The organism is Anaerozeibacter quisquiliarum (assembly GCF_051162045.1).
GTDB classification, from domain to species: domain Bacteria; phylum Bacillota; class Clostridia; order Christensenellales; family Aristaeellaceae; genus Anaerozeibacter; species Anaerozeibacter quisquiliarum.
In genome coordinates, this window is record NZ_JBISDI010000005.1 from 105,249 (window position 1) to 129,244 (window position 23,996).

At 64.1% G+C, this 23,996-nt stretch carries 20 protein-coding genes; 6 read left to right on the top strand and 14 right to left on the bottom strand.

Annotated elements, in window-relative coordinates:
* Positions 1–304: 304 nt before the first annotated feature.
* The 4 genes from leuS to cmk all read right to left on the bottom strand — a co-directional run bounded on the left by leuS (position 305) and on the right by cmk (position 6,875).
* Positions 305–2,716 (bottom strand): leucine--tRNA ligase, encoded by a 2,412-nt coding sequence (gene leuS, locus ACH6CV_RS03475; RefSeq protein WP_456356771.1) that lies wholly within the window; start codon positions 2,714–2,716, stop codon positions 305–307.
* A gap of 681 nt (positions 2,717–3,397) precedes the next feature.
* Positions 3,398–5,443, bottom strand: coding sequence for a bifunctional 4-hydroxy-3-methylbut-2-enyl diphosphate reductase/30S ribosomal protein S1 (locus ACH6CV_RS03480; protein WP_456356772.1), 2,046 nt, complete (start codon positions 5,441–5,443; stop codon positions 3,398–3,400).
* Positions 5,444–5,544: 101 nt separating this feature from the next.
* The gene (locus ACH6CV_RS03485; RefSeq protein WP_456356773.1) at positions 5,545–6,192 is read right to left on the bottom strand and encodes a lysophospholipid acyltransferase family protein; all 648 of its coding nucleotides are present in this window, start codon (positions 6,190–6,192) and stop codon (positions 5,545–5,547) included.
* Positions 6,189–6,875, bottom strand: a complete 687-nt coding sequence (gene cmk / locus ACH6CV_RS03490; protein WP_456356774.1) for a (d)CMP kinase — start codon at positions 6,873–6,875, stop codon at positions 6,189–6,191. Before cmk ends, ACH6CV_RS03485 begins: the two co-directional genes overlap by 4 nt.
* Positions 6,876–7,016: 141 nt before the next feature.
* On the opposite strand from cmk, the gene ACH6CV_RS03495 reads away from it, so the two are divergent.
* The 3 genes from ACH6CV_RS03495 (at position 7,017) to ACH6CV_RS03505 (ending at position 9,868) form a co-directional block, all read left to right on the top strand.
* The gene (locus ACH6CV_RS03495) at positions 7,017–7,883 is read left to right on the top strand and encodes a MurR/RpiR family transcriptional regulator (protein ID WP_456356775.1); all 867 of its coding nucleotides are present in this window, start codon (positions 7,017–7,019) and stop codon (positions 7,881–7,883) included.
* On the top strand, positions 7,841–9,133 hold the full coding sequence (locus tag ACH6CV_RS03500) for an NAD(P)/FAD-dependent oxidoreductase (RefSeq protein ID WP_456356776.1): 1,293 nt from the start codon (positions 7,841–7,843) through the stop codon (positions 9,131–9,133). Before ACH6CV_RS03495 ends, ACH6CV_RS03500 begins: the two co-directional genes overlap by 43 nt.
* 300 nt (positions 9,134–9,433) lie before the next feature.
* A complete protein-coding gene (locus ACH6CV_RS03505) occupies positions 9,434–9,868 on the top strand; it encodes a HutP family protein (protein ID WP_456356777.1) in 435 nt (144 codons plus the stop codon).
* 159 nt (positions 9,869–10,027) lie between these two features.
* Here the strand turns inward: ACH6CV_RS03505 and ACH6CV_RS03510 are convergent, their stop codons facing one another.
* The 8 genes from ACH6CV_RS03510 to ACH6CV_RS03545 all read right to left on the bottom strand — a co-directional run bounded on the left by ACH6CV_RS03510 (position 10,028) and on the right by ACH6CV_RS03545 (position 17,143).
* Entirely contained in the window at positions 10,028–10,783 is a 756-nt protein-coding gene (locus ACH6CV_RS03510) for a sulfite exporter TauE/SafE family protein (RefSeq protein WP_456356778.1), read from the bottom strand.
* A gap of 81 nt (positions 10,784–10,864) precedes the next feature.
* Positions 10,865–11,221 (bottom strand): 50S ribosomal protein L20, encoded by a 357-nt coding sequence (gene rplT, locus ACH6CV_RS03515; protein WP_456356779.1) that lies wholly within the window; start codon positions 11,219–11,221, stop codon positions 10,865–10,867.
* A 15-nt stretch (positions 11,222–11,236) separates the two neighbouring features.
* Entirely contained in the window at positions 11,237–11,434 is a 198-nt protein-coding gene (gene rpmI / locus ACH6CV_RS03520) for a 50S ribosomal protein L35 (protein ID WP_456356780.1), read from the bottom strand.
* A gap of 30 nt (positions 11,435–11,464) precedes the next feature.
* Positions 11,465–11,965, bottom strand: coding sequence for a translation initiation factor IF-3 (gene infC, locus ACH6CV_RS03525; RefSeq protein WP_456356781.1), 501 nt, complete (start codon positions 11,963–11,965; stop codon positions 11,465–11,467).
* Between the two features lie 225 nt (positions 11,966–12,190).
* Positions 12,191–14,935 (bottom strand): YfhO family protein, encoded by a 2,745-nt coding sequence (locus tag ACH6CV_RS03530; protein WP_456356782.1) that lies wholly within the window; start codon positions 14,933–14,935, stop codon positions 12,191–12,193.
* 66 nt (positions 14,936–15,001) lie between these two features.
* On the bottom strand, positions 15,002–15,907 hold the full coding sequence (locus ACH6CV_RS03535; protein ID WP_456356783.1) for a D-alanyl-D-alanine carboxypeptidase family protein: 906 nt from the start codon (positions 15,905–15,907) through the stop codon (positions 15,002–15,004).
* Between the two features lie 91 nt (positions 15,908–15,998).
* Positions 15,999–16,574: a hydrolase gene (locus tag ACH6CV_RS03540; RefSeq protein ID WP_456356784.1), complete on the bottom strand. Its 576-nt coding sequence runs from the start codon at positions 16,572–16,574 to the stop codon at positions 15,999–16,001.
* Between the two features lie 20 nt (positions 16,575–16,594).
* Entirely contained in the window at positions 16,595–17,143 is a 549-nt protein-coding gene (locus ACH6CV_RS03545; protein ID WP_456356785.1) for a cob(I)yrinic acid a,c-diamide adenosyltransferase, read from the bottom strand.
* A 312-nt stretch (positions 17,144–17,455) separates the two neighbouring features.
* Between ACH6CV_RS03545 and ACH6CV_RS03550 the strand changes: the two genes are divergently transcribed.
* Positions 17,456–19,678 carry a HelD family protein gene (locus ACH6CV_RS03550; RefSeq protein WP_456356786.1) on the top strand — a complete coding sequence of 741 codons (2,223 nt, stop codon included), beginning with the start codon at positions 17,456–17,458 and terminating at the stop codon, positions 19,676–19,678.
* A gap of 290 nt (positions 19,679–19,968) precedes the next feature.
* On the opposite strand, the gene ACH6CV_RS03555 is transcribed toward ACH6CV_RS03550, so the two are convergent.
* Complete coding sequence (locus ACH6CV_RS03555) at positions 19,969–20,796, bottom strand: amino acid kinase family protein (protein ID WP_456356787.1); 828 nt, start codon at positions 20,794–20,796, stop codon at positions 19,969–19,971.
* 119 nt (positions 20,797–20,915) lie between these two features.
* On the opposite strand from ACH6CV_RS03555, the gene ACH6CV_RS03560 reads away from it, so the two are divergent.
* On the top strand, positions 20,916–21,089 hold the full coding sequence (locus ACH6CV_RS03560) for a DUF1540 domain-containing protein (RefSeq protein ID WP_456356788.1): 174 nt from the start codon (positions 20,916–20,918) through the stop codon (positions 21,087–21,089).
* Positions 21,090–21,132: 43 nt separating this feature from the next.
* Here the strand turns inward: ACH6CV_RS03560 and ACH6CV_RS03565 are convergent, their stop codons facing one another.
* Complete coding sequence (locus ACH6CV_RS03565) at positions 21,133–22,350, bottom strand: ROK family protein (protein ID WP_456356789.1); 1,218 nt, start codon at positions 22,348–22,350, stop codon at positions 21,133–21,135.
* A 366-nt stretch (positions 22,351–22,716) separates the two neighbouring features.
* Here ACH6CV_RS03565 and ACH6CV_RS03570 point away from each other — a divergent pair, with 366 nt between their 5' ends.
* Positions 22,717–23,970, top strand: a complete 1,254-nt coding sequence (locus tag ACH6CV_RS03570; protein ID WP_456356790.1) for an ABC transporter substrate-binding protein — start codon at positions 22,717–22,719, stop codon at positions 23,968–23,970.
* The last annotated feature ends 26 nt before the right edge of the window (positions 23,971–23,996 follow it).

Consider the following 23,996-nt stretch of genomic DNA (forward strand, 5'->3'; position numbering starts at 1 on the left):
GAACCCTTTTTGCCTGCGGGCAAAAATGCTCCGAGCCGTGGGTTACGGGGGAGACGGGGTGACGGGGGTTACGGGGCCGCCTGCCTGAAAACCCTGCGGGGTTTTCCGGGCGGCAGGCGGACGGGAAGGGATTCCCCGTCGGGCGGGCAAGCTCGCCCTTTGGGGGAATCCCATACACGCCCCCGGTACACGCCCGTGGGCGCATTATGAGGGGGGCTTCGGCCCCCCATTCCCCCGGGGAAGGGGGCCGTCGGGCACGTCGGGTTGCGCTGTTGTGTGCATCGGCCCTGTACGTATATCGGCGTCAGACGACCGCGTTGATTAGCCGGCCGGGCACGAAGATCAGCTTTTTCACCGGCTTGCCGGCCAGCAGCTTCTGGAAATCCGGGTCGGCGGCGAAATAGGCTTCCGCGGCCTCCCGCGTCAGGTCCGCGGGCACCATCAGCCGGCCGCGTACCTTGCCGTTTTCCTGCACGGCCACCTCCACCATGTCTTTTTTCAGCGCTGCCTCGTCGAACTGAGGCCACGGCTGGTGCGACAGCTCGCCAAAACCGTTGATCTGGGCGATCTCCTCGGTGATGTGCGGCGCGACCGGGTTGAGCAGCTGGCACAGCAGCTTCATCTCGCCCCGCGTCGCCGACTTGTTGTCGTACAACGCGTTGACCAGCGACATCATCGCCGCGATCGCGGTGTTGAACTTCATCCGCTCGTAGTCTTCGCCGACCTTCTTGATCGCGCTATGTACCTCGTACGCCATGGCGGCCGACACGCCTTCTTCCTCGCTCATCAGCTCCTGCAGCCGCCACACCCGGTCGAGGAAGCGCCGGCAGCCGCGCGCGCCGTCGGTCGACCACGGAATCGCCTGGTCGAACGCGCCCATGAACATCTCATACAGCCGGAACGCGTCCGCGCCCAGCTCGTCCACCACGTCGTCGGGGTTGACCACGTTGCCGCGCGACTTGGACATCTTTTCGCCGTTGCCACCCAGGATCATGCCGTGCGAGGTGCGCTTCAAATACGGTTCCTTGGTCGGCACCAGCCCGATGTCGTACAGGAAGCGGTGCCAGAACCGGCTGTAGAGCAGGTGGAGCGTGGTGTGCTCCATGCCGCCGTTGTACCAATCGACCGGCGACCAGTACCCAAGCGCTTCGGGCGAGGCCAGCGCCTCGTCGTTGTGCGGGTCCATGTAGCGCAGGAAGTACCAGCTCGACCCGGCCCATTGCGGCATGGTGTCGGTCTCGCGGCGGGCGGGCGCACCGCACTTCGGGCAGGCGGTGTTCACCCAGTCGCCGATCGCGGCCAGCGGCGATTCGCCATCGTCGCCCGGTTCATAGTGCTCGACATCGGGCAGCGTGACCGGCAGCGACTCTACGGGCACGGGCACCCAGCCGCAGTGCTCGCAGTGCACGAGCGGGATCGGTTCGCCCCAGTAGCGCTGGCGCGAGAACACCCAATCGCGCAGCTTAAAATTCACCTTGCGCTCGCCCAGGCCTTTTTCGGCCAGCCATTCGATGATGGTCTTTTTCGCCTCGGGCACGCCCAGCCCATTGAGCGGCCCCGAATTGACCATGGTGCCCTGCTCGATGTCGGAATACGCGGCCTCGTCGACATGGCCGCCCGCGACCACCTCGACGATCGGAAGATGGAACTTCTTGGCGAACGCCCAGTCGCGCTCGTCGTGCGCGGGCACCGCCATGATCGCGCCCGTGCCGTAGCCCATCAGCACGTAGTCGCCGACCCAGATCGGAATCTGCCGCCCGGTCGCCGGGTTGACCGCGCGGATGCCCTCGATGACCACGCCGGTCTTGTCCTTGTTGAGCTCGGTGCGCTCGAAATCCGACTTGCGCGCCGCGGCCTCGCGGTAGGCGGCCACCGCGGCAAAGTTTTTAATCTCGGCTTTGTGCGCTTCGATCAGCGGGTGCTCGGGCGACAGCACCATGTAGGTGGCCCCGAACAGCGTATCCGGACGCGTGGTGTACACGCTTAGCTTTTCGCCGGTGGTCAGCGCGAAATCGACCAGCGCGCCCTCCGAGCGCCCGATCCAGTTCTTCTGCTGCAGCTTGACCTTCTCGATGAAGTCCACCTCGTCGAGGCCGTCCAGCAGCTTTTGCGCATAGTCGGTGATGCGCAGCATCCACTGGCTCTTGACACGGCGCACCACCTCGCTGCCGCAGCGCTCGCATACGCCGCCCACGACCTCTTCATTGGCCAGGCCGCACTTGCAGCTCGTGCACCAGTTGATCGGCATCTCGCTCTTGTAGGCGAGGCCGTGCTCGAACAGCTTGAGGAAGATGAACTGCGTCCACTTGTAGTATTTCGGGTCGGTGGTGTTGACCTCGCGCGTGTAGTCGAACGAAAACCCCAGCCGCTTGAGCTGCTCGCGGAAGCGGTCGATGTTCTGCCTCGTGACCTCGGCCGGGTGCACGTGGTGCTTGATCGCGTAGTTCTCGGTCGGCAATCCGAACGCGTCGTAGCCGATCGGGAACAGCACGTTGCAACCCTCCATGCGCCGCTTGCGCGCGATGATGTCCATCGCGGTGTTGGAGCGCGGATGGCCCACGTGCAGCCCCGCGCCCGAGGGGTAGGGGAACTCGATCAGGGGCATGAACTTCGGCTTCGTGTGATCGGCTTCGGCGGTGAACGTGCCGTGCTCGTCCCAATAGGCCTGCCACTTGGGTTCGATCACGGCGGGGTTGTAGGCGGGATACTCCTTCATACTGCGCTGCTCTCCTTTGAAGTTAACAATAAAATAAATAGACGCCCGACGCTCGTTCAAGAGACGCCAGGCGTTGCCTTTCGCGGTACCACTCTCGTTGGCCTCGTGTGAAGCCCACTCGCGCCCGGTAACGGGGGCTACCGTCCAAGAGGAGCGCTCCGGGGCGAGCTTGATCCCGCGCGACGCCGCCTCGCACCGACCGGCGGCTCTCTTCATCCGCGCACAGGATGGATATTCCCCATCATTGCCCAACCATTGTAGCCGATTCGGCGGGAAAAGTCAAGGATTCGATTTAAGCGTCCAGGGCAATTTACCTTGATGACGCACATCGCGCTGCCGCCGTCGGCTTGCGGCGGGGGCGGTCTTGCCTTTCTTGAGCACGGTCGCCGCGCCCCGCGCGTCTACCTGCGCTACCTCCGGCGCGCTGCTTGCCCAAGTAAAAACCGCCGACCCGTTCTGACGCTGGCTGACGGGTGCTTTTCCGCCCGCTCGCTTCTGCAAAACGTGTGACGTAGCGCTGCTACGCCTGCGCATTTTGCGGGAACATATCGAACGAAAATCCCCCCGCCGGCCAAAGCCCAATGGATCAGCGGTTGTGCCGCCGCTGTTCAAGAGCGGCGTGCCGTACGGCGCAACGAAAGAATCATGGCCATACGGACCGCTTTTAAGCGTTCCGCCCGCTTATTCGCTCTGCATGTCGCCGAGCAGAGCGGTGTCGTCGCCGGCAATCGCGAACGAGTCGGCGATTTCGTTGACTTCGCCGAGGCCGTCGAGCGCCTCGTCTTCGAGCACGGCGCGGATCGACAGCGAGATGCGGCGCGCTTCGGTGTTGACGTCCAGGATCTTGACGCGCACCACGTCGCCCACGCCCACCGCGTCTTCGACCTTGGCGATGCGGGTCAGCGCGCACTGGGAGATGTGAACCAGGCCGTCGAGGCCGGGCGCCAGTTCGACGAACGCGCCGAACGTGGTGATGCGCACCACCTTGCCTTCGACCACGCTGCCCACGATGAACCGCTCACCGGCGGTCTCCCACGGGCGCGGCTGGGTCTGCTTGTAGGACAGCGAGATGCGCTCCTTCTCGGGGTCGAGGTTCAGGATCTTGACCGGAATCTCCTGCTTGACCGACACCACTTCGCTCGGGTGCTTGACGCGGTGCCAGCTGAGGTCGGTGACGTGCACCAGGCCGTCCACGCCGCCGATGTCTACGAACGCGCCGAAATCGGTCAGGCGGCGCACGATGCCGCTGAGCACCTGGCCCACTTCGAGCGTGGCCCAGATCGCCCGCTTGCGCTCGGCCTCCTCGGCCGCCAGCACCGCCTTGCGCGAACCCACGATGCGCTTTTTGGACTTGTCGACTTCGATGATCTTGAGCTTCATTTCCTGGCCCACGAAGTCGGAGATCTTCTCGACGTAGTGCTGGGACAGCTGCGACGCGGGGATGAAGGTGCGTATGCCCATCACGGTGGCGATCAGCCCGCCCTTGACGGCTTCCTTGCCCACGGCATCGACGAACTCGCCGGCCTCGTACTTGGCCATAATCTCGTCCCAGCTCTTCTTGTTGACGATGTTGCGTTGCGACAGCAGCACGTTACCGTCGCCATCGTTGACCTTGACCACTTCGACCTCGATCTCGTCGCCCACCTTGACATCGGTCGAGGAGAGGTCGGCCTTCTTGACCAGGCCATCCATTTTGTAGCCCACGTTGACGCACACTTCGTCGTCCGTGATCTGCAGCACCGTGCCGGTGACGGTCTGGCCCGGGCGCAGTTGCACCAGCGTCTTGTCGACGCTCGCCATGAAGTCGTCTTCAGGGCTGGCTTCTGCGATGGGGGCCGCCGCTTCGGGCGCGGGCTGGGTGGGCTCGAAGGTCCCTTCGACCTGTTCCTGTCTCTCGATGTCGCTCATTCGTGCTACAACCTCCTTAAACGTACAAACCGGCGTGGATGCACCGGCTGTCATCCCTATTCGATCACGCGCGCCAAACGGGATGGCATCCAGTTCCAGCGCGGTTTCGATGAAATAAACGCGGGGGCAAAGCGCTTTGCACAACTCGTACAGCTTCTTCGAGTTGGCGCTGTTGCGACCGCCCACGACCAGCATCACATCGACGCTCGCCGCGATTTGAACGGCCTCCGCCTGTCGCTTCTCGGTGGCGGGGCAAGTGGTCAGGCGAATGTCGGGCTCGGCAATCCGACGGGCGAGCGCCTCGCAGGCCTCGCCATAGCGCGCCGTCGGCAGCGTGGTCTGCGAGACCACGAGCGCCTTTTCCATCGGCGGCAGCGCCTCGATGTCGGCCGCGGTCAGCACCGCGTGGCCCAGCCCCAGGCTCCAGCCCAGAATGCCTGTAACCTCCGGATGATCCCGGTCGCCGACCACGATCACCGGCGTGCCCTGCGCCGCCGCCTCGCGTGCCATCGCGTGGATGCGCTTGACGAACGGGCAGGTGGCGTCCACGACCTCAAGGCCCCGCCGCTCAAGCGCCCGAAAGACGGCCCGGCCCACGCCATGCGAGCGCACCACCACCTTGGCGCCTTCCGGCGCCGCCTCGGGCGAGTCAACCGGGCGCACACCGCGCGCGGCTAGTTCGGCGACAAAATTCGGATTATGAATCAAGGGGCCCAACGTGACGGCGGGCGCGGAGCCTTCTGCCAGTCGTTCGGCCATCTCGACCGCACGTCGCACACCGAAGCAAAAACCGGCGCTTTCGGCTATAATCAGCTGCAATACCGTCCTCCCGACACATTAAGACATCCTGTTTAGTTCGAGATCATGCCCACATTTCCTGCACGATCGGGACGCGACCAAAGATTTTACAAAATAATTCCCTAATCCGATGCTTCTTTCAGCGCATATACCGCTTGGCGGATGCGCTCGGTCGCGGCCTCGAGCGTCCGGCTGTCAAAGCGTCCGGCGTATTCGGACAGATCGACCGCCGGGCCGAAGGTCAGATGCAGCCTGTGGAACAGCCGCGCCCGGCCCGCGATGTAGGCCGGCACCACCGGCGCGCCCGATTTGAGCGCGATCAGCGCCACGCCGCTTAAGAAGGCGCCGCTGCCCTTGAACGCGCGCCGGCCCTGGGGGAAGATGCCCAGCACCTCGCCGCCCTTCAAGACCCCCAGCGATGTGCGCACCGCCTGCAGGTCGCCCGCGCCCCGGTCGACCGGGAATACGCCCAGCGCCCTCAAAAACGCGCCGAAGCCCCAGACGTTCATGATCTCCTTCTTCGCCATGAACCGTATCCAGCGCGTAAGCGAGCAGAGCAGCGCGATCGGATCGACCAGCGACTCGTGGTTGGCACACAAGATCACCCCGCCCGACGGCGGCAGATGCTCGGTCCCCAGCGCGCGCACCGGCAGGAACACGAACAAAAACGCCCGTACCAGCGCGCGCAGAGCCACGCGCAGCCACCGATGTTCCCCGATGTCCGCGCCGGCACGCCCCCGGGCAGGGGCGGCCTGTCGCTCATCCATCATGATGCGCCTCCGCCCAGCCGCTCGCGCAGCAGTTGAAGCGCCCGCTCGACCGTCTCGTCGAGTGTCAGCTCGCTTGAGTCCAGCTCGACCGCGTCGTCGGCCTTCTTGAGCGGGGAGGCCGCGCGCGTCGAATCGTCCCGGTCGCGGATGCGCATCGCTTCGAGCACCGACTCGTAGCTGTCGCCCCCGCCCTGGGCTTTGAGCTCCAAGTAACGCCGCCGGGCGCGCTCCTCGGCGCTGGCGACCAGAAAAATCTTGAGTGTGGCGTCCGGCAACACCTTCGTGCCGATGTCGCGCCCGTCCATGACCGCGCTGCGGCCCGCGCAGATCTCGCGCTGCATGGCGACCAGCCGCTCGCGCACTGCGGGTACCGCCGAGGTCTTCGACGCTGCGATCGTGACTGCCCCCGCGCGTATGGCGTCGGTCACATCCTCGCCGTCCAGGTACACCTTCTGGCGTCCGTCCTCGTAGAGCACGTCCAGCATCACGCTTCCGACATGGCTGGCCACCGCGCTTGCGTCGTCCGGATCGATCCCATGCCCCAGCATCCACAGCGCTACCGCCCGGTACATCGCGCCGGTGTCGAGGTACAGCGCGCCGGTCCTTTCGGCGACGGCCCGCGCGATCGTGGACTTGCCCGCGCCGGACGGCCCGTCGATCGCGATCGTAAAATGATGGTTCAAACGCATTTCACATCCTGTCCTTGCGGATAGAGTATATCATAAACGGGCGCAATACGCAATTAGGATGAATGCCACTTGCAAAAACGGCGCTTTTACGCTAAAATGATCGCATGCAAACCGTAGCGCGGGGAGGTCAGACGGATGGAGAACGCCCAGGAGTTGATCCAGCGGCTCAACCACAGCGGCAAGAAGCTGTCCAAGAGCCACAGGCGAATCGCCGAATGTATCGTCACCCATTACGACAAGGCGGCGTTCATGACCGCGTCGCGCTTGGGCGAGTACGTGGGGGTGAGCGAGTCCACGGTGGTGCGCTTTGCCGCCGCGCTGGGTTACGAGGGCTATCCGCAGCTTCAAAAGGCGCTGCAAGAGCTGATCCGGCATCGGCTGACCGCGTCGCAGCGCTTCGAGATGACCAGCGACATGGATCATACGCAGATGCTCAGCCGGGTGCTCAAGGCCGACATGCAGAACATCCGCGCCACGCTCGACGAGCTGGACCTTGTGGCCTTCGAGGACGCGATCGACCTGATCCTGGCCGCGCGCCACGTGTACGTGCTGGGGCTTAGAGCCAGCGCGCCGCTCGCGCAGTTCATGGCGCATTATTTGAACTTCATCTTTCCGTCGGTCACGCTGGTCACCTCCGGCGTGTCCGACATCTTCGAGCAGATATCGCGCATCGGCGAGGGCGACCTGCTGATCGGCATCAGCTTCCCGCGCTACACCAGCCGCACGATCGAGGCGATGCGCTTCGCGCGCGGGCGGGGGGCGTCGCTGATCGCGATCACCGACGGGCCGCTGTCGCCGCTGCACGCGGCGGCCGACCTGTGCCTGACCGCCAAGAGCGACATGGCGTCGTTTGTCGACTCGCTGGCCGCGCCGCTGTCGCTGATTAACGCGCTGATCGTGGCCGTGGGGCAGAGGCGGCGGCAGGAGGTCAACGACTATTTCCAGCAGATGGAGGACGTGTGGGCGGAGTACGACGTGTACTTGGGGAAGAACCAGGCGTGACGGACGTATTGGTGGTCGGAGGCGGCGCGGCGGGACTTTCGGCCGCGCTGTTTGCAGCGCGCGCGGGCGCGCGCGTTACGCTGCTCGAGCGCAATGAAAAGCTGGGCAAAAAGATCTATATCACAGGCAAGGGCCGGTGCAACGTGACCAACACCGCCGAGCGCGAGGACTTCATGAAGCAGATCGTGCGCAACCCGCGCTTTCTGTACGCCGCGCTCAGTCACCTTGGAAGCCGCGACCTGATGGCGCTGCTCGAGGCTTTGGGCGTACCGCTCAAGGAAGAGCGCGGCGGGCGCGTGTTTCCGGTATCCGACCGCGCCAGCGACGTGACGCGCGCGCTCGAAAGGGAAATCCTGCGATTGGGCGCGACCGTCCGGCTGAACGCGCGGGCCCATGAGCTGCTGCTCGAAGACGGCGCGGCGGCGGGCGTGCGGCTGGAATCGGGCGAAGAGGTGCGCGCAAGGGCGGTGATCGTGGCGACCGGCGGGCTTTCCTATCCGTCGACCGGCTCGACCGGCGACGGCTATCGGCTGGCCGAGGCGGCGGGGCTTGCGCTTTCGCCCACCCGCGCGACGCTCACGCCGATCGAAACGATCGAGGACTGGCCGGGCGCGCTGTCGGGCCTGACGCTCAAAAACGTGCGGCTTGGCGCGCTCAATGGCAAGAAGAAGCTGTTTGCCGAGCAGGGCGAGCTGCTGTTCACCCACTTCGGGCTGTCGGGGCCGCTGGCGCTGTCGCTGTCGAGCGCGCTGCCCGACGACTGCGCGGGGCAGCGGCTTACGATCGATCTGAAGCCGGCGCTCGACGAGCAGACGCTCGACCGGCGGTTGGTGCGCGACCTCACCGAAATGAGCCGCAAGCAACTGATTACCGTGATGGACGCGCTCGCGCCGCATAACCTGGCGCTGACGCTATTGAACCTCGCCGGCCTGAGTCCCGCGCAGCCGGCCCACAGCGTGACGCAGGCGCAGCGCGCGGCACTGGTGAAGCTCATCAAGGCGGTGCCGCTGACGGTCAAGGGCCTCAGAGGCTATTTGGAGGCGGTCGTCACGCGCGGCGGCGTGGACGTGAAGGGCATCAACGCCTCCACGATGGAGGCCAAGGCGATGCCCCATCTGTACTTCGCAGGCGAGGTGCTCGACGTGGACGCGCTGACCGGCGGGTTCAACCTGCAAATCGCGTTCTCAACCGGGGCGCTGGCTGGCGCAAGTGCCGGTCACTCGCGATCGGCTGCGACCGTTCGCGAGTGAGATAAGGAACGGGGAACCGGATTGCTGGATTCCCTGCGGGAAATTCCGGGCGCAATCCTGCTGCCGGAATCGATTCCCCGTCGGGACGCGCCCGACCGCGCCCGGTGGGCGAGGAAGAGGGCGCCAGTCCAATGAGCAAGCGAGCATCCGCGCCGGATGGCGTGGGGCGACCATTGCGAATTGAGTGAGGGCAAGCGCGCCCTTTGGGGGAATCCACAGGCATCGGCAGGGTCGGTACCCATGATCCAACATGGAGGGCACGGCCCTCCAACCCCCCCAGGGGGGAGCGGCGGAAAGGAGATGACGGACATCGAATCGACGAACATCAGCGGCAGCCGCACGGTGTCGCGCGCCGCGCTCATGATGAGCCTGACGCGCACGCGCGAGGAGGAGAAGACGCTCAAGGAGCAGCTCGGCGCCGAGGATATGCGCGCGGCGGCGGTGGACTACGGCGGGGAATTCATCCAGTCGATCATGCGGATCGTGGAGCGCGCCGTGGTGGCGGCCAAGCGCGAGGGCGTGATTTCGTCCACCGAGTACCGGGAGGAGGGCGCGGTGGCCGGCGCGACGCGTGAGGCGCTCTCGCAGGTGGGCGCGAAGGCGCTGGGCCTGAACGTGGGCGGCAAGATCGGCGTGGCGCGCTCGGGCAACAACATCGCGGTGGCGGTGTTCTTCGGTATCGGTTTGCTGCATCTGAATGAAGTGGCGGTCGGGTTGGGGCATCGGGCAATTTAGGTAAGCGCCGATCAAATCCCACGCGCGGTGGCGGTTGCATTTTCGCCAGCTCGGGCCCGCAGAATCCTCGACGTAGCGCTGCTACGCCTTCGGATTTTGCAAGCCCAATCCGGCAAAAATTCCCCTCGCCATCGCACGTGTGCTTTAATCAGCGCTTACCTAGGCAAACATATCCCAAGCCAGCTTGAGGATCAGCGCGGCCAGCACGACGAGCATGATGACGCGAATGAACTTTGCACCTTGCCGGATGGCCAGCTTCGCACCCAGCCAGCCGCCGACGATCGAGCAAACCGCGGCGGGCAGCGCCAATTTCAGCAGCACCTGCCCGCCGATCAGGAAGCTGACCGCGGCGGCCAGGTTGCTGGCCAGATTCACGAGTTTGGCCGCGCCCGACGCGTCCACCATGCCCAGGCCCGCGTACCAGGTGAACAGCAGAATCAGGATGGTGCCGGTGCCCGGGCCGAAGAAGCCGTCGTACAGCCCGCATGCCAGTCCGATCGCGGCGCAGCCCGCGTAGCGGCGCGCGTCGAACGGGCGAGCCGGGGCTTCGCCTCGCTTGACGAGCAACAGCACCGCGACCAACGGCAGCGCGACCAGCATGAAGGCGCGCGCGAATTGCTCGCTTACCTGCTGGAGCAAAAACGCGCCCAGCGCCGAACCGATCAGCGCGCCCGGCACCGCCAGCAATGCGGGCGCGAGCGGCAGGCGTCCGCTCTTCAGGTAGCGCGCGGTGGCGAAGACGGTGCCGCATAGCGCCGATAGCTTGTTGCTGCCCGACGCCAGCTGCGCGGGCAGCCCCGCGAACAGGTAGGCCGGCAGCGAAATCAGCCCGCCGCCCCCGGCGATTGAATCGACGAACGCGGCCAGAAACACGAGCGGGCATACGATCCATAACATGACGGGCGTTACTTCCACGGCCGGTCACTCCCTTTGTACTGTGCATATAGAAAAAGGCCGCAGCGCCTTATCTGAGCGCTACAGCCCCGGGAATACGCCTCAGCCCAACGCCTTCTTGGCCGTATCGGCCAACTGCGTGAACGCGGCCGGCTGGGCGACCGCGAGGTCGGACAACAGCTTGCGGTTGATCGTCACGCCGGACAGCTTGAGGCCGTTCATCATGCGCGAGTAGCTCAGGCCGTTCGCGCGCGCCGCGGCGTTGATGCGCGTGATCCACAGTTTGCGGAAGTCGCGCTTTTTCAGCTTGCGGCCGATGTATGCGTAGCGCAGGGAGCGGCGAACCTGCTCGCTCGCGGCGCGATACTGCTTCGACTTGGCGCCAAAGTAGCCCTTGGACAGCTTGAATACCCTGCGACGCTTTTTCAGGGCGTTTACGGCCCTCTTGACTCTAGCCATTTCGATTCGCCTCCTTTACTTATAGGGAATGAGCTTTTTCATGACCTTGGCTTCGCCCGCCGCGACGAAGGCGGCCTTGCGCAGGTTGCGCGTGCGCTTGGTGGGCTTCTTGGTCAGGATGTGGCGCTTGTAGGCTTGGGAACGCTTGACCTTTCCGGACTTGGTGAGCGAAAAGCGTTTGGCGGCGCCCCGATGGGTCTTTTGTTTGGGCATGGGTCTTCCTCCTCTCATCCTCGCGGGGGGTTAATCTTTAATCTTGGGCGCGAGGATCATAATCATGTTGCGCCCCTCGATCAGCGGGCGGCGCTCCACTACGCCCAGGTCCTTGAGCCGCTCGGCAAAGTCCTTCATGACCTCCAGACCGATTTCGGAATGGGTGATCTGACGCCCGCGGAAGCGGATCGTCACCTTCACTTTGTCGCCGTCCTGCAGGAACTTGACCGCGTTGCGGAACTTCACGTCCACATCGTGATCCTCGATCGTGGCGGACAGGCGAACCTCCTTGAGGGTGATGATCTTTTGATTCTTGCGAATCTCCCGTTCGTGCTTGGACTGCTCGAAGCGATACTTGCCGTAGTCCATCAGCTTGCAGACGGGCGGCTTGGCCTGCGGCGCAATCTTGACCAGGTCAAGACTGCGTTCTTCGGCCAGCGCTATGGCCTGATGCGTAGGCATCACCCCCAGCTGCTCGCCGTCCTCGGCGACCAAGCGTACCTCGCGGTCACGGATTTCCTGGTTAATCATCAGATCGTTGATACCGATACACCTCCTGAAATTCAGTCTGTTGGGACAAAAGAAATAAGCGGCGCAGTACGGCCGCTCTCACGCATAGGGAACCATGGTTCCTATGACAAACCCGCGCTGGCGTTGCCGCCGGGTGAGAAGCGGTTGCTCCTGCTTTACCAAATCAGTATAGCACGCGCAGCGCGGGGACGTCAAGGCGTGGGCAAGATTTTACATCGGGATGGCCTATGAACCGAGGCGCGCGGCTCGGCCTTTGCGCCGGCGCCCAATCAACCCCAGCGCGACGGCGCACGAAAGGCCCAGCGCGCTCAGCGCGAGGCCGGGCTTCATCCATGGGTTTTCATACGTCAACACCACGTGATGCGCGCCTGCTTTGAGCGGCAGCGCCATGGTGAGGCCGCTGGAATGGTCGAGCGCGGCGGCCTGACCGTCCACGGTGGCGCGCCATCCGTCCGACCAGGGGATGGCCAGCGCCAGTACCCGGCCGCTCGAGAAGTTCACATCGCCCTCGACGCGGTCGTTGCCCACGCGCACGAGCGTCATCGACTCCCGTTTGAGCGCGGCCGCCTGCGCGTTCAGGCCGTCCATCGGCAGACAGTAGAGCTCGATGTCATCGAGGCGCACCGTGCCCTTCTCGGGAAAGCGCAGCGTGGCCTTGTCGAGCACGCCCTCGCGGTAGCCCAGGTTGACCATGTAGTTGGTCGCGCCGTAGTGGTACTGATAGCTGTCTGAACAGGCGTGGACCTCTTTTTCAAAGCCATCGCCCGCAACCGAAATCGCGATGATGTCGTAAGGCGCGCCGGAGATGTCGAGACCCTTAAGCCGCAGGTAGGTCTCGCAGCCCGGCGCGGACCCAAACGACAGCGTCATCTCCGCGCCCGCCTCGCGCACGTCGAGCACACCGTCCCGCCACGATATGCCGTCCGAGCAGGCAAACGAATAGGGAATCCGCACGCGCCGGTCGATGGGCGTCGCCTGCGCAAGCGAAAAGGGCGGCGGGCTTTCGAGGATCGCCGCGCTCATGAGCGCCTGCTGCTTGCCGAGCGCGTCCAGCTTGTCGTACGCCGCGCGGGAAAGATAAAGCGGCGTGCTGTACGACAGCCCCGGCGCGGCCGCGTTCTCGTAGACGGCATGGCGTTCGTCCTCGGATATTTTCAAAAAACCGTAGGGCGGCAGCTGCTTGGAATCGGCATCGGTCGCAAAGTACTTCACGCCCATCACGTCGAGCAGCGCGGCGCGCCCGTCGAAACCGGTGGTATAATGCAGCACGACGCGGCCGCTGTCCTCGAGCTCGCCCAGAGGCTCCAGGTTATCGGCGTTCTGGATGCTCAGGTAGCAGGCCGTGGGATAGAAACCGAGCATGATCGATTCGTTGCGCACCGACAGCTCGTGCCCGGGCACCTCGGTTCGGAAGAAGTGCGTCCCGTCGGGAGCCGGGGCGGAGGACGCGGGCGAGGACGCGACGACGGCGTCCGCCTTGCCCGCCGGCAGCAACTGCCCGCCCTGATAGCGCCAATAGGCGTACAGGGTCTCGTTCAGCGCAAGGTTCATGACGACCGCGGCCAGCGCCACCGCGGCGGGCGCCCATTTATACACACGGCGCTTGGGCGCGCCGAAATACAAAAGCGCAAAGCACAGCGCGGCGAACGCGAGGCCGACCACGGCAATGTAGGCGTAGTACGCCGTCTTGCTCGTCAGATCCTTGCTGCGCACCAGGGTATAGACGAAGCCCAGGAACAGCAAGGCCGTCGTGCCGATCAGCAGCGCTTTCCCCCGCGCGGACGCCTTCAGCGGCGCGTCGAGGCCGAAAGCCAACGCGCAGGAGAACAGAAAGGACAGCAGGAACACCGAGCGCGGCGAGATGTAGCTGAAGCCGTTGAGCGCATAGGAAGGGAAGGGTACGAGCAGGTAGAGGGCGACCGGCACGGCGATCGCCCGCAAGCCATAGCGCTTGCACGACTGCCGATCGAGCATCAGCGCCATGGCCGCCCAGAGCGCCCAGATCGCGACCGTTTCAAAGTAAGCGTTGAGCGGGAAGGCCAGGCACGAGAGATGGGAGGCGTATTCCTGCGGCGAATAAAACCACAGGTTCAGCGCGAGCGGCCCGGGGACCCGCGCCGAATGCAGAAAGCCATAGATGCTCGGGAGCAGCACCGCGCCCGCGACGGCGATGCCCAGCGCATAGCGGAGCAGCGCGCGGCCGACGGCGCGGGGAAGGGCGCGCGCCCGCTCGCCGCGCGCGTGCGTCCGGAAGAAGCGCAGCAGCGCGTAGCCGAACAGGAACAGGCTGATCATGTACAGAAAATAGAACGAGCTCATCGCGAGCCAGGCGACCGAGGCGACGAACAGCGCGCCCTTGCCGCGCTTCGTCAGCCGTTCATAGCCCAACAAAACCAGCGGCAGGTACATCGCGGCGTTCAGGAAGTTTTGATGCTTGAGCGTGTTTCGGTTGACGAAGGCGCAAAAGGCGTAGGACAGCGCCGCGATGACCGCGTGGCTGCGCCGCGCGCCCATGTGCCGCAGATACATGTAGAGGAACAGCCCGCTCAAAAACTGGCGCAGGTAGACGCACAGCGTGAACAGCAACTCCATGTCGTCGACGGGGAGCAGCGCGGCTGGCAGCAGCAGGGGATCGGCGAAGCCATAGAAATTGAGCGTGGAAATGACGTCGCCACCCAGCCCGATGGTAAAGCTGAACTGGTCAAAATCGATGCGCCCGGCGGCCAGGCCGGCCAAAAAACGGCGCACGGCTCGCACAAAGTACGCCGTGGCCGGATAGTATTCGCCGCTCGAGTCGAATTGCCACAGGATGGAGCGCCCGCCGATCAGCACAATCGCGCGGGTGAGCAGCGACAGGCAGCAAAAGCCCAGTGCGTAAAACCCGATCGCAGCCAGGCATCGTCCGGCCGCCGGCAAGCGCGCGTATTGCGCGGCCGCATGTTTCACCCATCGATGGATGCGAATCGCCACAGGATTGCCTCCCGTTTGTATGGGTTTGTACGGGCGATTATAACATGCGGCGTGCGCAAATGCAACCTACGCGCCCAACTTCTGAAAGCCGTACTCCATCAGCTTCCTGGTGTCGATCCATTTCTCGGGCTTGGTCTGCGCGCTGTGCAGCACCACCGAGATCAGCGTATGCCCGCCCTTGGCGGCCGCGCCCACGAAGCACTGGCCCGAGGAGACTGAATAGCCGGTCTTGACGCCGAAGGCCGGCGCATAGTAGTAGTCGCTGTCCTTATCGAGGATGGCGTAGCCATTGGTCAGCTTGAGCGCGCCGCGGCGCGCGGTGGGCTTCATCGTATGGCTGCGCGTCTCGATAATCCTGCGGCAGGTCGCGTTTTGGAGCACCTCGCGCGTGATGCGCGCGAGGTCGCGGGCGCTCGAGTAGTGACCGTCGGCCGGGAAGCCGTGGGGGTTGACAAAGTGGGTGTTCTCAAGCCCCATCTTTTCGGCGCGCGCGTTCATCGCCGCCACGAAGTTATTCACGCTGCCCGACACGATCGTGCCGATTGCGTTGGCCGCGTCGTTGCCCGACTTGATCGTCAGAGCGTGGAGCAGGTCGCGCATCGGCATTTTTTCGCCCGGATAGACGGGCGTGAGCGACGAGCCGACGGGCGCCTTGCCCGCGGATTCGGGCAGGATGACCACCTTGTCCAACCCGCCGTGCTCCACCGCCAGCAGCAGCGTCATCAGCTTGGTGGTGCTGGCCGGCGCGCGGCGCTGATCGGCGTTTTTTTCAAACAGCGCCTTGCCGGTGTCTGCGTCGATCACGATCGCGGCCTTGGCCGTGAGATTCGGCGGCGTGGCCTCGGCCCGCGCAACCTGTTCACCCATCGGGAAGGGGAGGGGCGTCGTGGAGGCGGGCGCGGGCGCGGCCGACCAAGCGCTGGCTGCGATCGACAGCGCCAGCAATGCCGCGAAGAAAACTTTGCGTCTCATCAATACGTCACCTCCGTGTACGCCACTTGTGACGGACGCGGAGGTGATTTGGATGCCATATCGGTTGGTGGGAACTATTTGAAAAAGCGCTTTACAGTTGCGCCTGCACCTCGGCTTCGCAGGCTTTCATGGCTTCGAGCGTGCGCTCCATCAGCTCCTCGAGCGACCAGCCGAGCTGCTGCGCGCCCTGCAGGATGATGTCGCGCGAGCAGCCGGCGGCGAACTTCTTGTCCTTGAACTTCTTCTTGATGCTCGAGACCTCCATGTCCATGACCGACTTCGACGGCCGCATCAGCGCAGCGGCTCCGATCAGGCCGGTCAGCTCGTCGACGGCGAACAGCACCTTCTCCATGGGGTGGACGGGCGCGACATCGCTCACGATGCCGTAGCCGTGGCTGACCACCGCGCGGATGAATTCGTCCTCGGCGCCGATCTCGCGGAGCAGCTCCGGCGCTTTGCGGCAGTGCTGATCGGGGTAGCGCCCGAAATCGACGTCGTGCAAAAGGCCCACCAGCGCCCAGAAATCGGCCTCGCCCAAATGGCCCATCGTGCCCGCGAAGTGGCGCATCACGCCCTCGAGCGTCAGCGCGTGCGCAAGGTGGAACGGTTGGTCGTTGTAGCGCTTGAACAGCTCAAGCGCCTGGTCGCGCGTGATCTTCGTCGTCATCGGTTCAATCTCCTCCGGCGTCAGTATTCAATCCCGCGGCGTGCGGGGATCCCCTCGGTGTAAGGGTGCTTGACCATGCGCATTTCGGTCACATAGTCCGCCTTGGCGATCAGCGCGGGCGACGCGTTCCGGCCGGTCAGGACCAGCTCGACGCCCTTGTGCTTGTGGCCGATCAGGTAGCTAAGCTGCGCTTCGTCGATCGCGCCCTCGCGGACCGCGCCCAGCACCTCGTCCAGGATCACGAGGCCGCAGAGCGCGCCCTCGCTTGCCTCGCTGGCCTCGCTTGCCTCGCAGGCCTCGTCGAACAGCGCCTGCTGCGCCTCGCTCCACCGCGCCTTTTCTTCGGCGTCCATGTCCCATGCGAACTTGTGCGTGTCGATCTGCGCCCGCTTAAGTGTCACGCCGGGCAGCAGTTTAAGCGCCTTGAGTTCGCCCGACGGCTCGGTTTTGCAGAACTGGAATATGTTGACCGCGAGGCCGCTCCCCGCCGCGCGCAGCGCCATGCCCATTGCGCAGCTGGTCTTGCCCTTGCCGTCGCCCGTGTAGATGTGCGTCAGGCCCTTTTTCATGATCGCACCCGCCCTTCCGGCATGATGCAAATATTGTACAGCGAGATTGCGATATTGGCAACCGCAATTTGTCGGCCTATGGCTCCAGTTCCCTTATGTTCGGATCGCGCAAAACAGACGAGCCGGCGGCGAGCCCGACCGCCGTCGTCCCCACGAAGCAGCCCGCAAACCCGCAAAGCGCGCCCGACGCCGAAGCAAGAGTTGAACGATGCGAAAGTAAGCATGAAAGCGACGCACAAGTTTTTATCGCTTGGCAAAATGGGCGCGTTGTGGTAAGATATACGTCCATTTTGCGAAGAGGGGGCGAGGGGGATGGCGTTGCCTGCGCATCCGGAAGCGGCGTATGAGGCGTTGAAACTCACCGATACGCTTGCGCTGATCGAGCGGGAGCAAGGCGTCGCCGAGCGCGAGCGCGAAGGGGCGCTCCAAGCGCTCGCGGCGGCGCGCGCGGACGATCCCGACCATGTCCCGGTGCGCGAGCAGCTGTACGCGGCGTCGCTCGACGCCATCGCGCGGCTCGCGCGCTCGCGGCTGTCGCCCTATTTCACGCGCGTGGACTTCGTGCCCGTGGGCGGCGCGCCCGAGACCCATTACATCGGCCGAACGGGCGTGCTCGACACGCGTACGCTCGAGGCCGCCGTGATCGACTGGCGCGCGCCGGTCGCCAACCTGTACTACAGCGGCCAGCTGGGCGCGGTCAGCTACGAAGCGCCCGACGGGCGGGTGGAGGGCGAGCTGCGCCTTAAGCGCCAGCTCACGGTCAAGGACGGCCGGCTCGAGGCCATTTTTGACACCGACCTGGTCTCGCGCGATCAATTCCTGCAGTCGGTGCTGGGCGCGATGGCTTCCGACCGGCTCAAGGAGATCGTGACCACGATCCAGGCCGAGCAGAACTATGTGATCCGCTACCCGCTGGGAAGCTCGCTGATCGTGCAGGGGGTGGCGGGCTCGGGCAAGACCACGATCGCGCTGCACCGCATCGCCTATCTGTTGTATGCGTTCGATCGGCAGATTCGGCCCGAGCAGATGCTGATCCTCGCGCCCAACCCGCTGTTCCTGAGCTTCATATCGGGCGTGCTGCCGGACCTCGGCGTGGAGCGCGTGAAGCAAGGCACCTTTTTGCAGCTGATGCGCGACTGGCTGGGCAGGAAGATGCCGCGCGTCGACGCGCGCGACCGCACCGAGCACATGGCGGGGCTTCCCGCGGACGAATACGAGCGGCTGCGCGGCATCTACCAATTCAAGGGCTCGCTTGAGTTGTTTAAGCGGCTCGAAGCATGGCTTGCCGATTACGAGGCCTCGTTCGCGCGGGGCGCGATCGACTTTGGGCCGGTTCGGCTGTACGACGAGGCCGAGCTTCGGCAGTTCCTGCTGGTGGATGAAAAGCCTTTCCCGATGGAGCGGCGGCTGATGGAGTTCAAGAAGCCGCTGACGGCGCGCGCGAAGGCGGCGGCGCGGCGGCTCGCGCAATGGATGGAGGCCGAATGCGACAAGCGGCTCGAACGAATGATCGTGGCCGAGCGCGACCCGGCTGCGCTGGCCGCGCGCCGCGCGCAGCTGGTCTCAAGCCGCGACGCGCGCATTCGTGAGGTGCGCGACCGGGTGGCCCCGTTCGTCAGGGACCGGCTCAAGGGGATGCCGTCGCTTGAGCCGGTCGAGTGCTACCGGTTATTTTTGGAATCACTGCTTCCGGAGGCGGACGGGTCGGCCGCGCGAGCCGCCGCCCGGCACACGCTCGGCCGCCTCGAGGCCGGGCGGCCGCTTGAACCGGAGGACGTGGCCCCGGTAGCGCTGATCGCGCACCGGCTGACGGTTACCGAGCGCGGCGCGTTCCGGCACGTCGTGGCGGACGAGGCGCAGGATTTCAGCGCGCTTGAATTCATGCTGCTGACGCGCTATGCCCCGATGGCCAGCCTGACCGTGGTGGGCGACCTGATGCAGGGCGTGCAGTCGTTCCGGGGCCTGAACGACTGGGCGGTGCTCAAGGAGCAGGTGTTCGGCGGCCGCGCCGCGCTGCACCGGTTGCTCACCAGCTACCGCAGCACCGTGGAGATCATGGAGGTGGCGTTCAAGGTGGCCGCGCGCCATCCCGCGCCGGGCCAGCAGGGCGCGCGTCCGGTGCTGCGCCACGGGGAACCGGTGCAATTTGAGCGTTTCGAAACCGACGCGCGGCAGGCGCATCTTATCGCGGAGATCGCGCGGGCGTGGAAGGCGGAAGGCTGCGGCTCGATCGCGGTGGTGGCGCGCGGGGCCGGAGGACTTCCGGGGCTGCTCAAGCGGCTGCCGCCGGAACTGAACGCGCGGCTGCTCGACGTCGAGGCGAGCGACTACGAGCCGGGCGTGCTGCTGTGTTCGGCCGGCGCGGCCAAGGGCTTCGAGTTCGACGGCGTGATCCTCGCCGACGCCGGCGCGCTGGCCTTTGGCGACGATCCCCCGAGCGCCAAGTTGCTCTATGTGGCGCTGACGCGGGCGCTGCATCGGTTGGCGGTGCTGTATAGAAAAGAGATGAGTCCGCTGCTGGGCGGTAAGCAATAGCGCGAGGGTGGGCGGCAATGGGCGCGTCTTGGCGGCCGCTTCGCATGCGCCCTCCGTTTAATGCGCTGGCGCGCGTTTGTGTGGTATCCCCCTCAACCGTCAAGAACATCAAAACGGCGCGAGCAAAAATCCAGGCATCGCAACGCGTATAATGCTGTGCGGCGGGCTGGGCATCGCGCTGATCGAGTTCTTTGACACAGAGGCATTTCGATCCCCTGAGCAAGATCCGGCAGAGGGGAAACTTGTCCCAAAATATGGTGGCGCTGCCGAAGGGCGGCGCCACCGTTGCTTTAATCCCGCGCGATGCCGATGCGCGTTTGCGGGGCCCCGCCGCCGATCAGATCGGCTATCGGGTAGCGGGCGTGGCCGATGATGACCGTCGCGCCGTGCAGCGCGGGCTTCATCGCGAATTCCAGCTTGGCGCGCGCGCCGTTTGCACCCGCGCGGCTCGCGCCCACGCACTTCTCCTTGAGCGCGTCGATCCGCTTGACCAGCGTGTCGGCGTCCGGGCAGATAACCTCCCGGACCAGCGTGGACGGGTCCTGCGCGTCGAAGTAGATGCCCTCGGTGGAGGACAGGATCACGAGGTAGCGCGCCTGCACCAGCTCGCACAGCACCGCGGCGGTCTCGTCGTTGTCCACGCATTCCACGATGTCCTCCTGCTTTTCGCGCAGCGCGAACAGCTCCATCTTGCGGATTTCCTCATCCGACACCGTGTCGTTGTAGTTGACGATCGGCACTGCGTTTTGCTCGGCGGCGCGCAGCATCAGCCGCTTGATCGCCTCGCGCTTGACCGGGTTGTTGAAGTGCTGGTGCTCGAGCAGCACCTGCCGAAGCGAATACTCCGGCCGCGCAAATTGGCGGTAGTTATTCATCAGGATGGTTTGGCCCTGCGCGCAGTAGTCGGCCTTGATCTCTTCCTTGTCGCCGGAGAGCTCCCGGCCCGTGCGCTGCATGTAGTCGAGCCGTCCGATCTCCGCCGCGCCGCTGGTCACCCAGATCATGCCCGGGCGCAGCGCCTCGGCCACCTGCGAGATGACGTTGTAGTCGATCGCGCGCTTATCCGAGCGGATCATCGCCATCGAACCGATCTTGCCTACGATTTCGATCTTGTTCATGCGGATCCTCCCTTTTTCGTATTGCGCACCATTATAGCACGAAAGGCGCATGAATGAAAGCGGAAAGCGGCAAGCTATCAGCGTCGAAAGACGTAATTTGAATGGAAGGATGATGCAACATGGCCAAGAAGGAAGCCAACACCGACATCCGATGCAGCGTGGACAGCTGCTCGTTCCACTGCGGCGAGCAGAACTACTGCTCGCTGCGCTCGATCCGCGTCGAGGCCTGCCCCGGCGGCGGCACCGGCTCGCCCGAGGACGAGAGCATGTGCGGGAGTTACAGGAAGCAGTAGCGATGTGCGGTGGGCTGTGGCGCCGAGAAAAGCGCCACAGCCCCTAAACGGTCTCCTTCAAGTATTCAAACTGCTTTTGCAGGACGAGCTGCGCCGCGCCGGTCGCGCCGAGGCGCTCGTCCGGGGGCAGCAGGATGACGGACAAATTTGCCGTGTTGACGGGCATGGCGTTATCGCGGATCGACGAAACAAGCCCCTCCAGGAACAGGTCGCCGACGCGGCACAACTCTCCGTAGACGATCACGCGCCGCGGCGCAAGGATATCCAACATCATGCCCAGCGCCTGACCCAGGCACGCGGCCGTCTCTTTCAAAAGGCGGATTGCCTCGTCGCAACCCTCCATGACCGCCTGGACGAAGAGGGGAACCGTGACTTGGCCGAGATCGCACGCCGCCAGCTCGAAGACGCGCTGCTGACGGCCGGCCAGGATGTCCTCGATCAGCTTCGAGCGCAGACCGGTATCGGCAACTTCGGTGTTGAGGCAGCCGCGCCGCCCGCAGATGCACATCCGGCTGCCGCCCATGACCTTCACGTGGCCGAGCTGGCCGGCGTAGCCCTTGTTGCTCAGGAACAACTCGTTGTTGATGACCGGGACGATCCGTATACCCGTCCGGACCGACACAAACAGGAAATCGTCGCTGCCGCCTACCATGTGGGCGTATTTGTAGCCCATGGCCATCGAGGTTACGTTGTTCTCCACAAAACAGGGGCAACTGAAGCGCGATTCGATGAACGCCTTGACCGGAATGTTGCGCCACGACTTGATCGGCGCGTACTCGATGCCGATGCCGTTCTCGAAATCGCCGTAACCGGGAATGCCCACGCCGATGCCGAGCAATCGGCGGCCCGACCCCGCCGCCATGAGGGCGTCCGAGATCAGCGCGGCGACTTTTTCGAGCACTTCCTCCGCACCGGTATCCGCGTCGAAGGGCATGAAACTCTGATGCGCGATGTTGCCTTGAAAGTCCAGCATCGCGCAATTGATGTGCGCGAAGTGGAATTCGACCCCGATGAACACGCCGTAGTCCGGGTTGATGCGCAGCCAGGTGGGCTTGCGGCCCACCTTGACGTCGCTGCTTTCCTCCTCGTAGATGAACCCGCTCTGGACCAGTTCGTCGATGATCGAAAGCACCGTAGACATGCTGTAGGAGGTCAGCTTTTTCACGTCGAAGCGGGAGCACCTGGGCGCGGTGCGGATGAGGTACAGGATCTTGTTGCGTTTGAAGTATTTTCGGTTTTCGATGATGGAGTCGCTGATCATGTGAAATCACCGCCGCCTGAATTTGTCCTACCGACATTGTATACGCATACCATGCAAAAATCAATCCCGTACCCGACCGCCGCCGCCGCTGCAACATCTTTTTTGATGAAATAGGGGCGGACGGCGCAGACGGATTCTGAATCAGGCGTTGCAAAATAGACGGTTTACATGGATAATTCCTAAAAACATGGTGAATTACTGCCTAATAATTATTAAAGCTTGCGAATAGATACACGGATAAAAATTCTTTTATATCTGTATTGACAATATATGACGCTTATACTATACTCATACCGATGGATTGAACCGAATGCCGGCTCGGGTCGATCCTGCGCCATCCAGAGAAAAGGAAGGAGAATTGGATCTATGAAGAAGTTGCTGTCCGTCTTTCTTACGATCATGCTGCTGTGCTCGCTCGGCGGCATCTCCGCGCTCGCTCAGGAGGATGTGAAGATCGAGTTCATTCAGTGGTGGGAACCGGAGTTGCCCCAGGGGTTCTTCCGAGGCTTGATGGACGAATTCGAAGCGCAAAATCCCGGCATCAAGGTGGAACTGGTGTCCGGACCCTATTCCAGCACGAAGGATCAGATCATCGCCGGCGCCGCGACGGGCACGCTGAGCGACGTGGTGGGTCTGGACGGCGCCTGGGTCAACGATCTGGCCAAGCAGAGCGCCATCGCCAACCTCGACGACCTGGTCGCGACCTACAAGACCGACGACGGCGAATTTGGCGCAAAGGTGGCCGTGGGCGGCAAGAACCACATGTACGGCGTCGTCACGTTTGCCTACACGATGTTCGTCAACAACGACATGCTGAAGGCCGCCGGCATCGAAGCCCTGCCCGCCAACCGCAGCGAGTTTCTCGCCGCCGCACAAGCGCTGACCAACGCGGACAAGAATCAGTACGGCTGGGTGCTACCGCTTTCGCTGCAGTCGCCCAACGGCATCCAAAACGACACGATGTCCTGGGTCTGGGCCTCCGGCGGCAGCATGATGAACGCGGACGGCACGCCCAACGTGGGCAACGCCGACGTCAAGGAAGCGCTGACCTTCATCAAGGACCTCTACGATCAGGGCGTCGTCTCTCCCGGCTCGTTCTCCAAGCAGGAGCAGGACAAGGTCGAGGAGTTCGTCAACGGCCGCATCGGCACGATGGTGGATACGCTGGCCCACATCACGATGATCCGCGAGCGCAACCCGGAGCTCAACTTCTCGGTCTGCTCGGTACCCGCCAAGGATGATTATCAGGGAGAGCGCGGCATGGTGTACGCGGCGTGGGGCATCGGCGTAAGCGAGAACTCGCAGCACAAGGAAGAGGCCTGGAAGCTGGTCAATTTCCTGCTGAGCAGCGACATCAACGCCCGCCTCGCCTCGACCGCCAACGCCTTCCCCGGCAACACAAAGGCGGCGCCGGACTATTCCAAGGCGGATCCGCTGTTTGCCAAGGCGTTTGAGATCTATCAACAGAGCTACGCCTGCAATGAGTTTGTCGGATTGCCGGTGGCGGAAGAGCTGATGCGCGTCTTCGCCGAGCAGTTCCAGGGCGCGCTCGAGGGCAAACAGACGATCGACGACTGCCTCGCCAAGGTTCAGGAGCAGTGGCAGGCTGAGTTCAAGTAGTCCATAAAGCCCAAAATTCGCGGCGG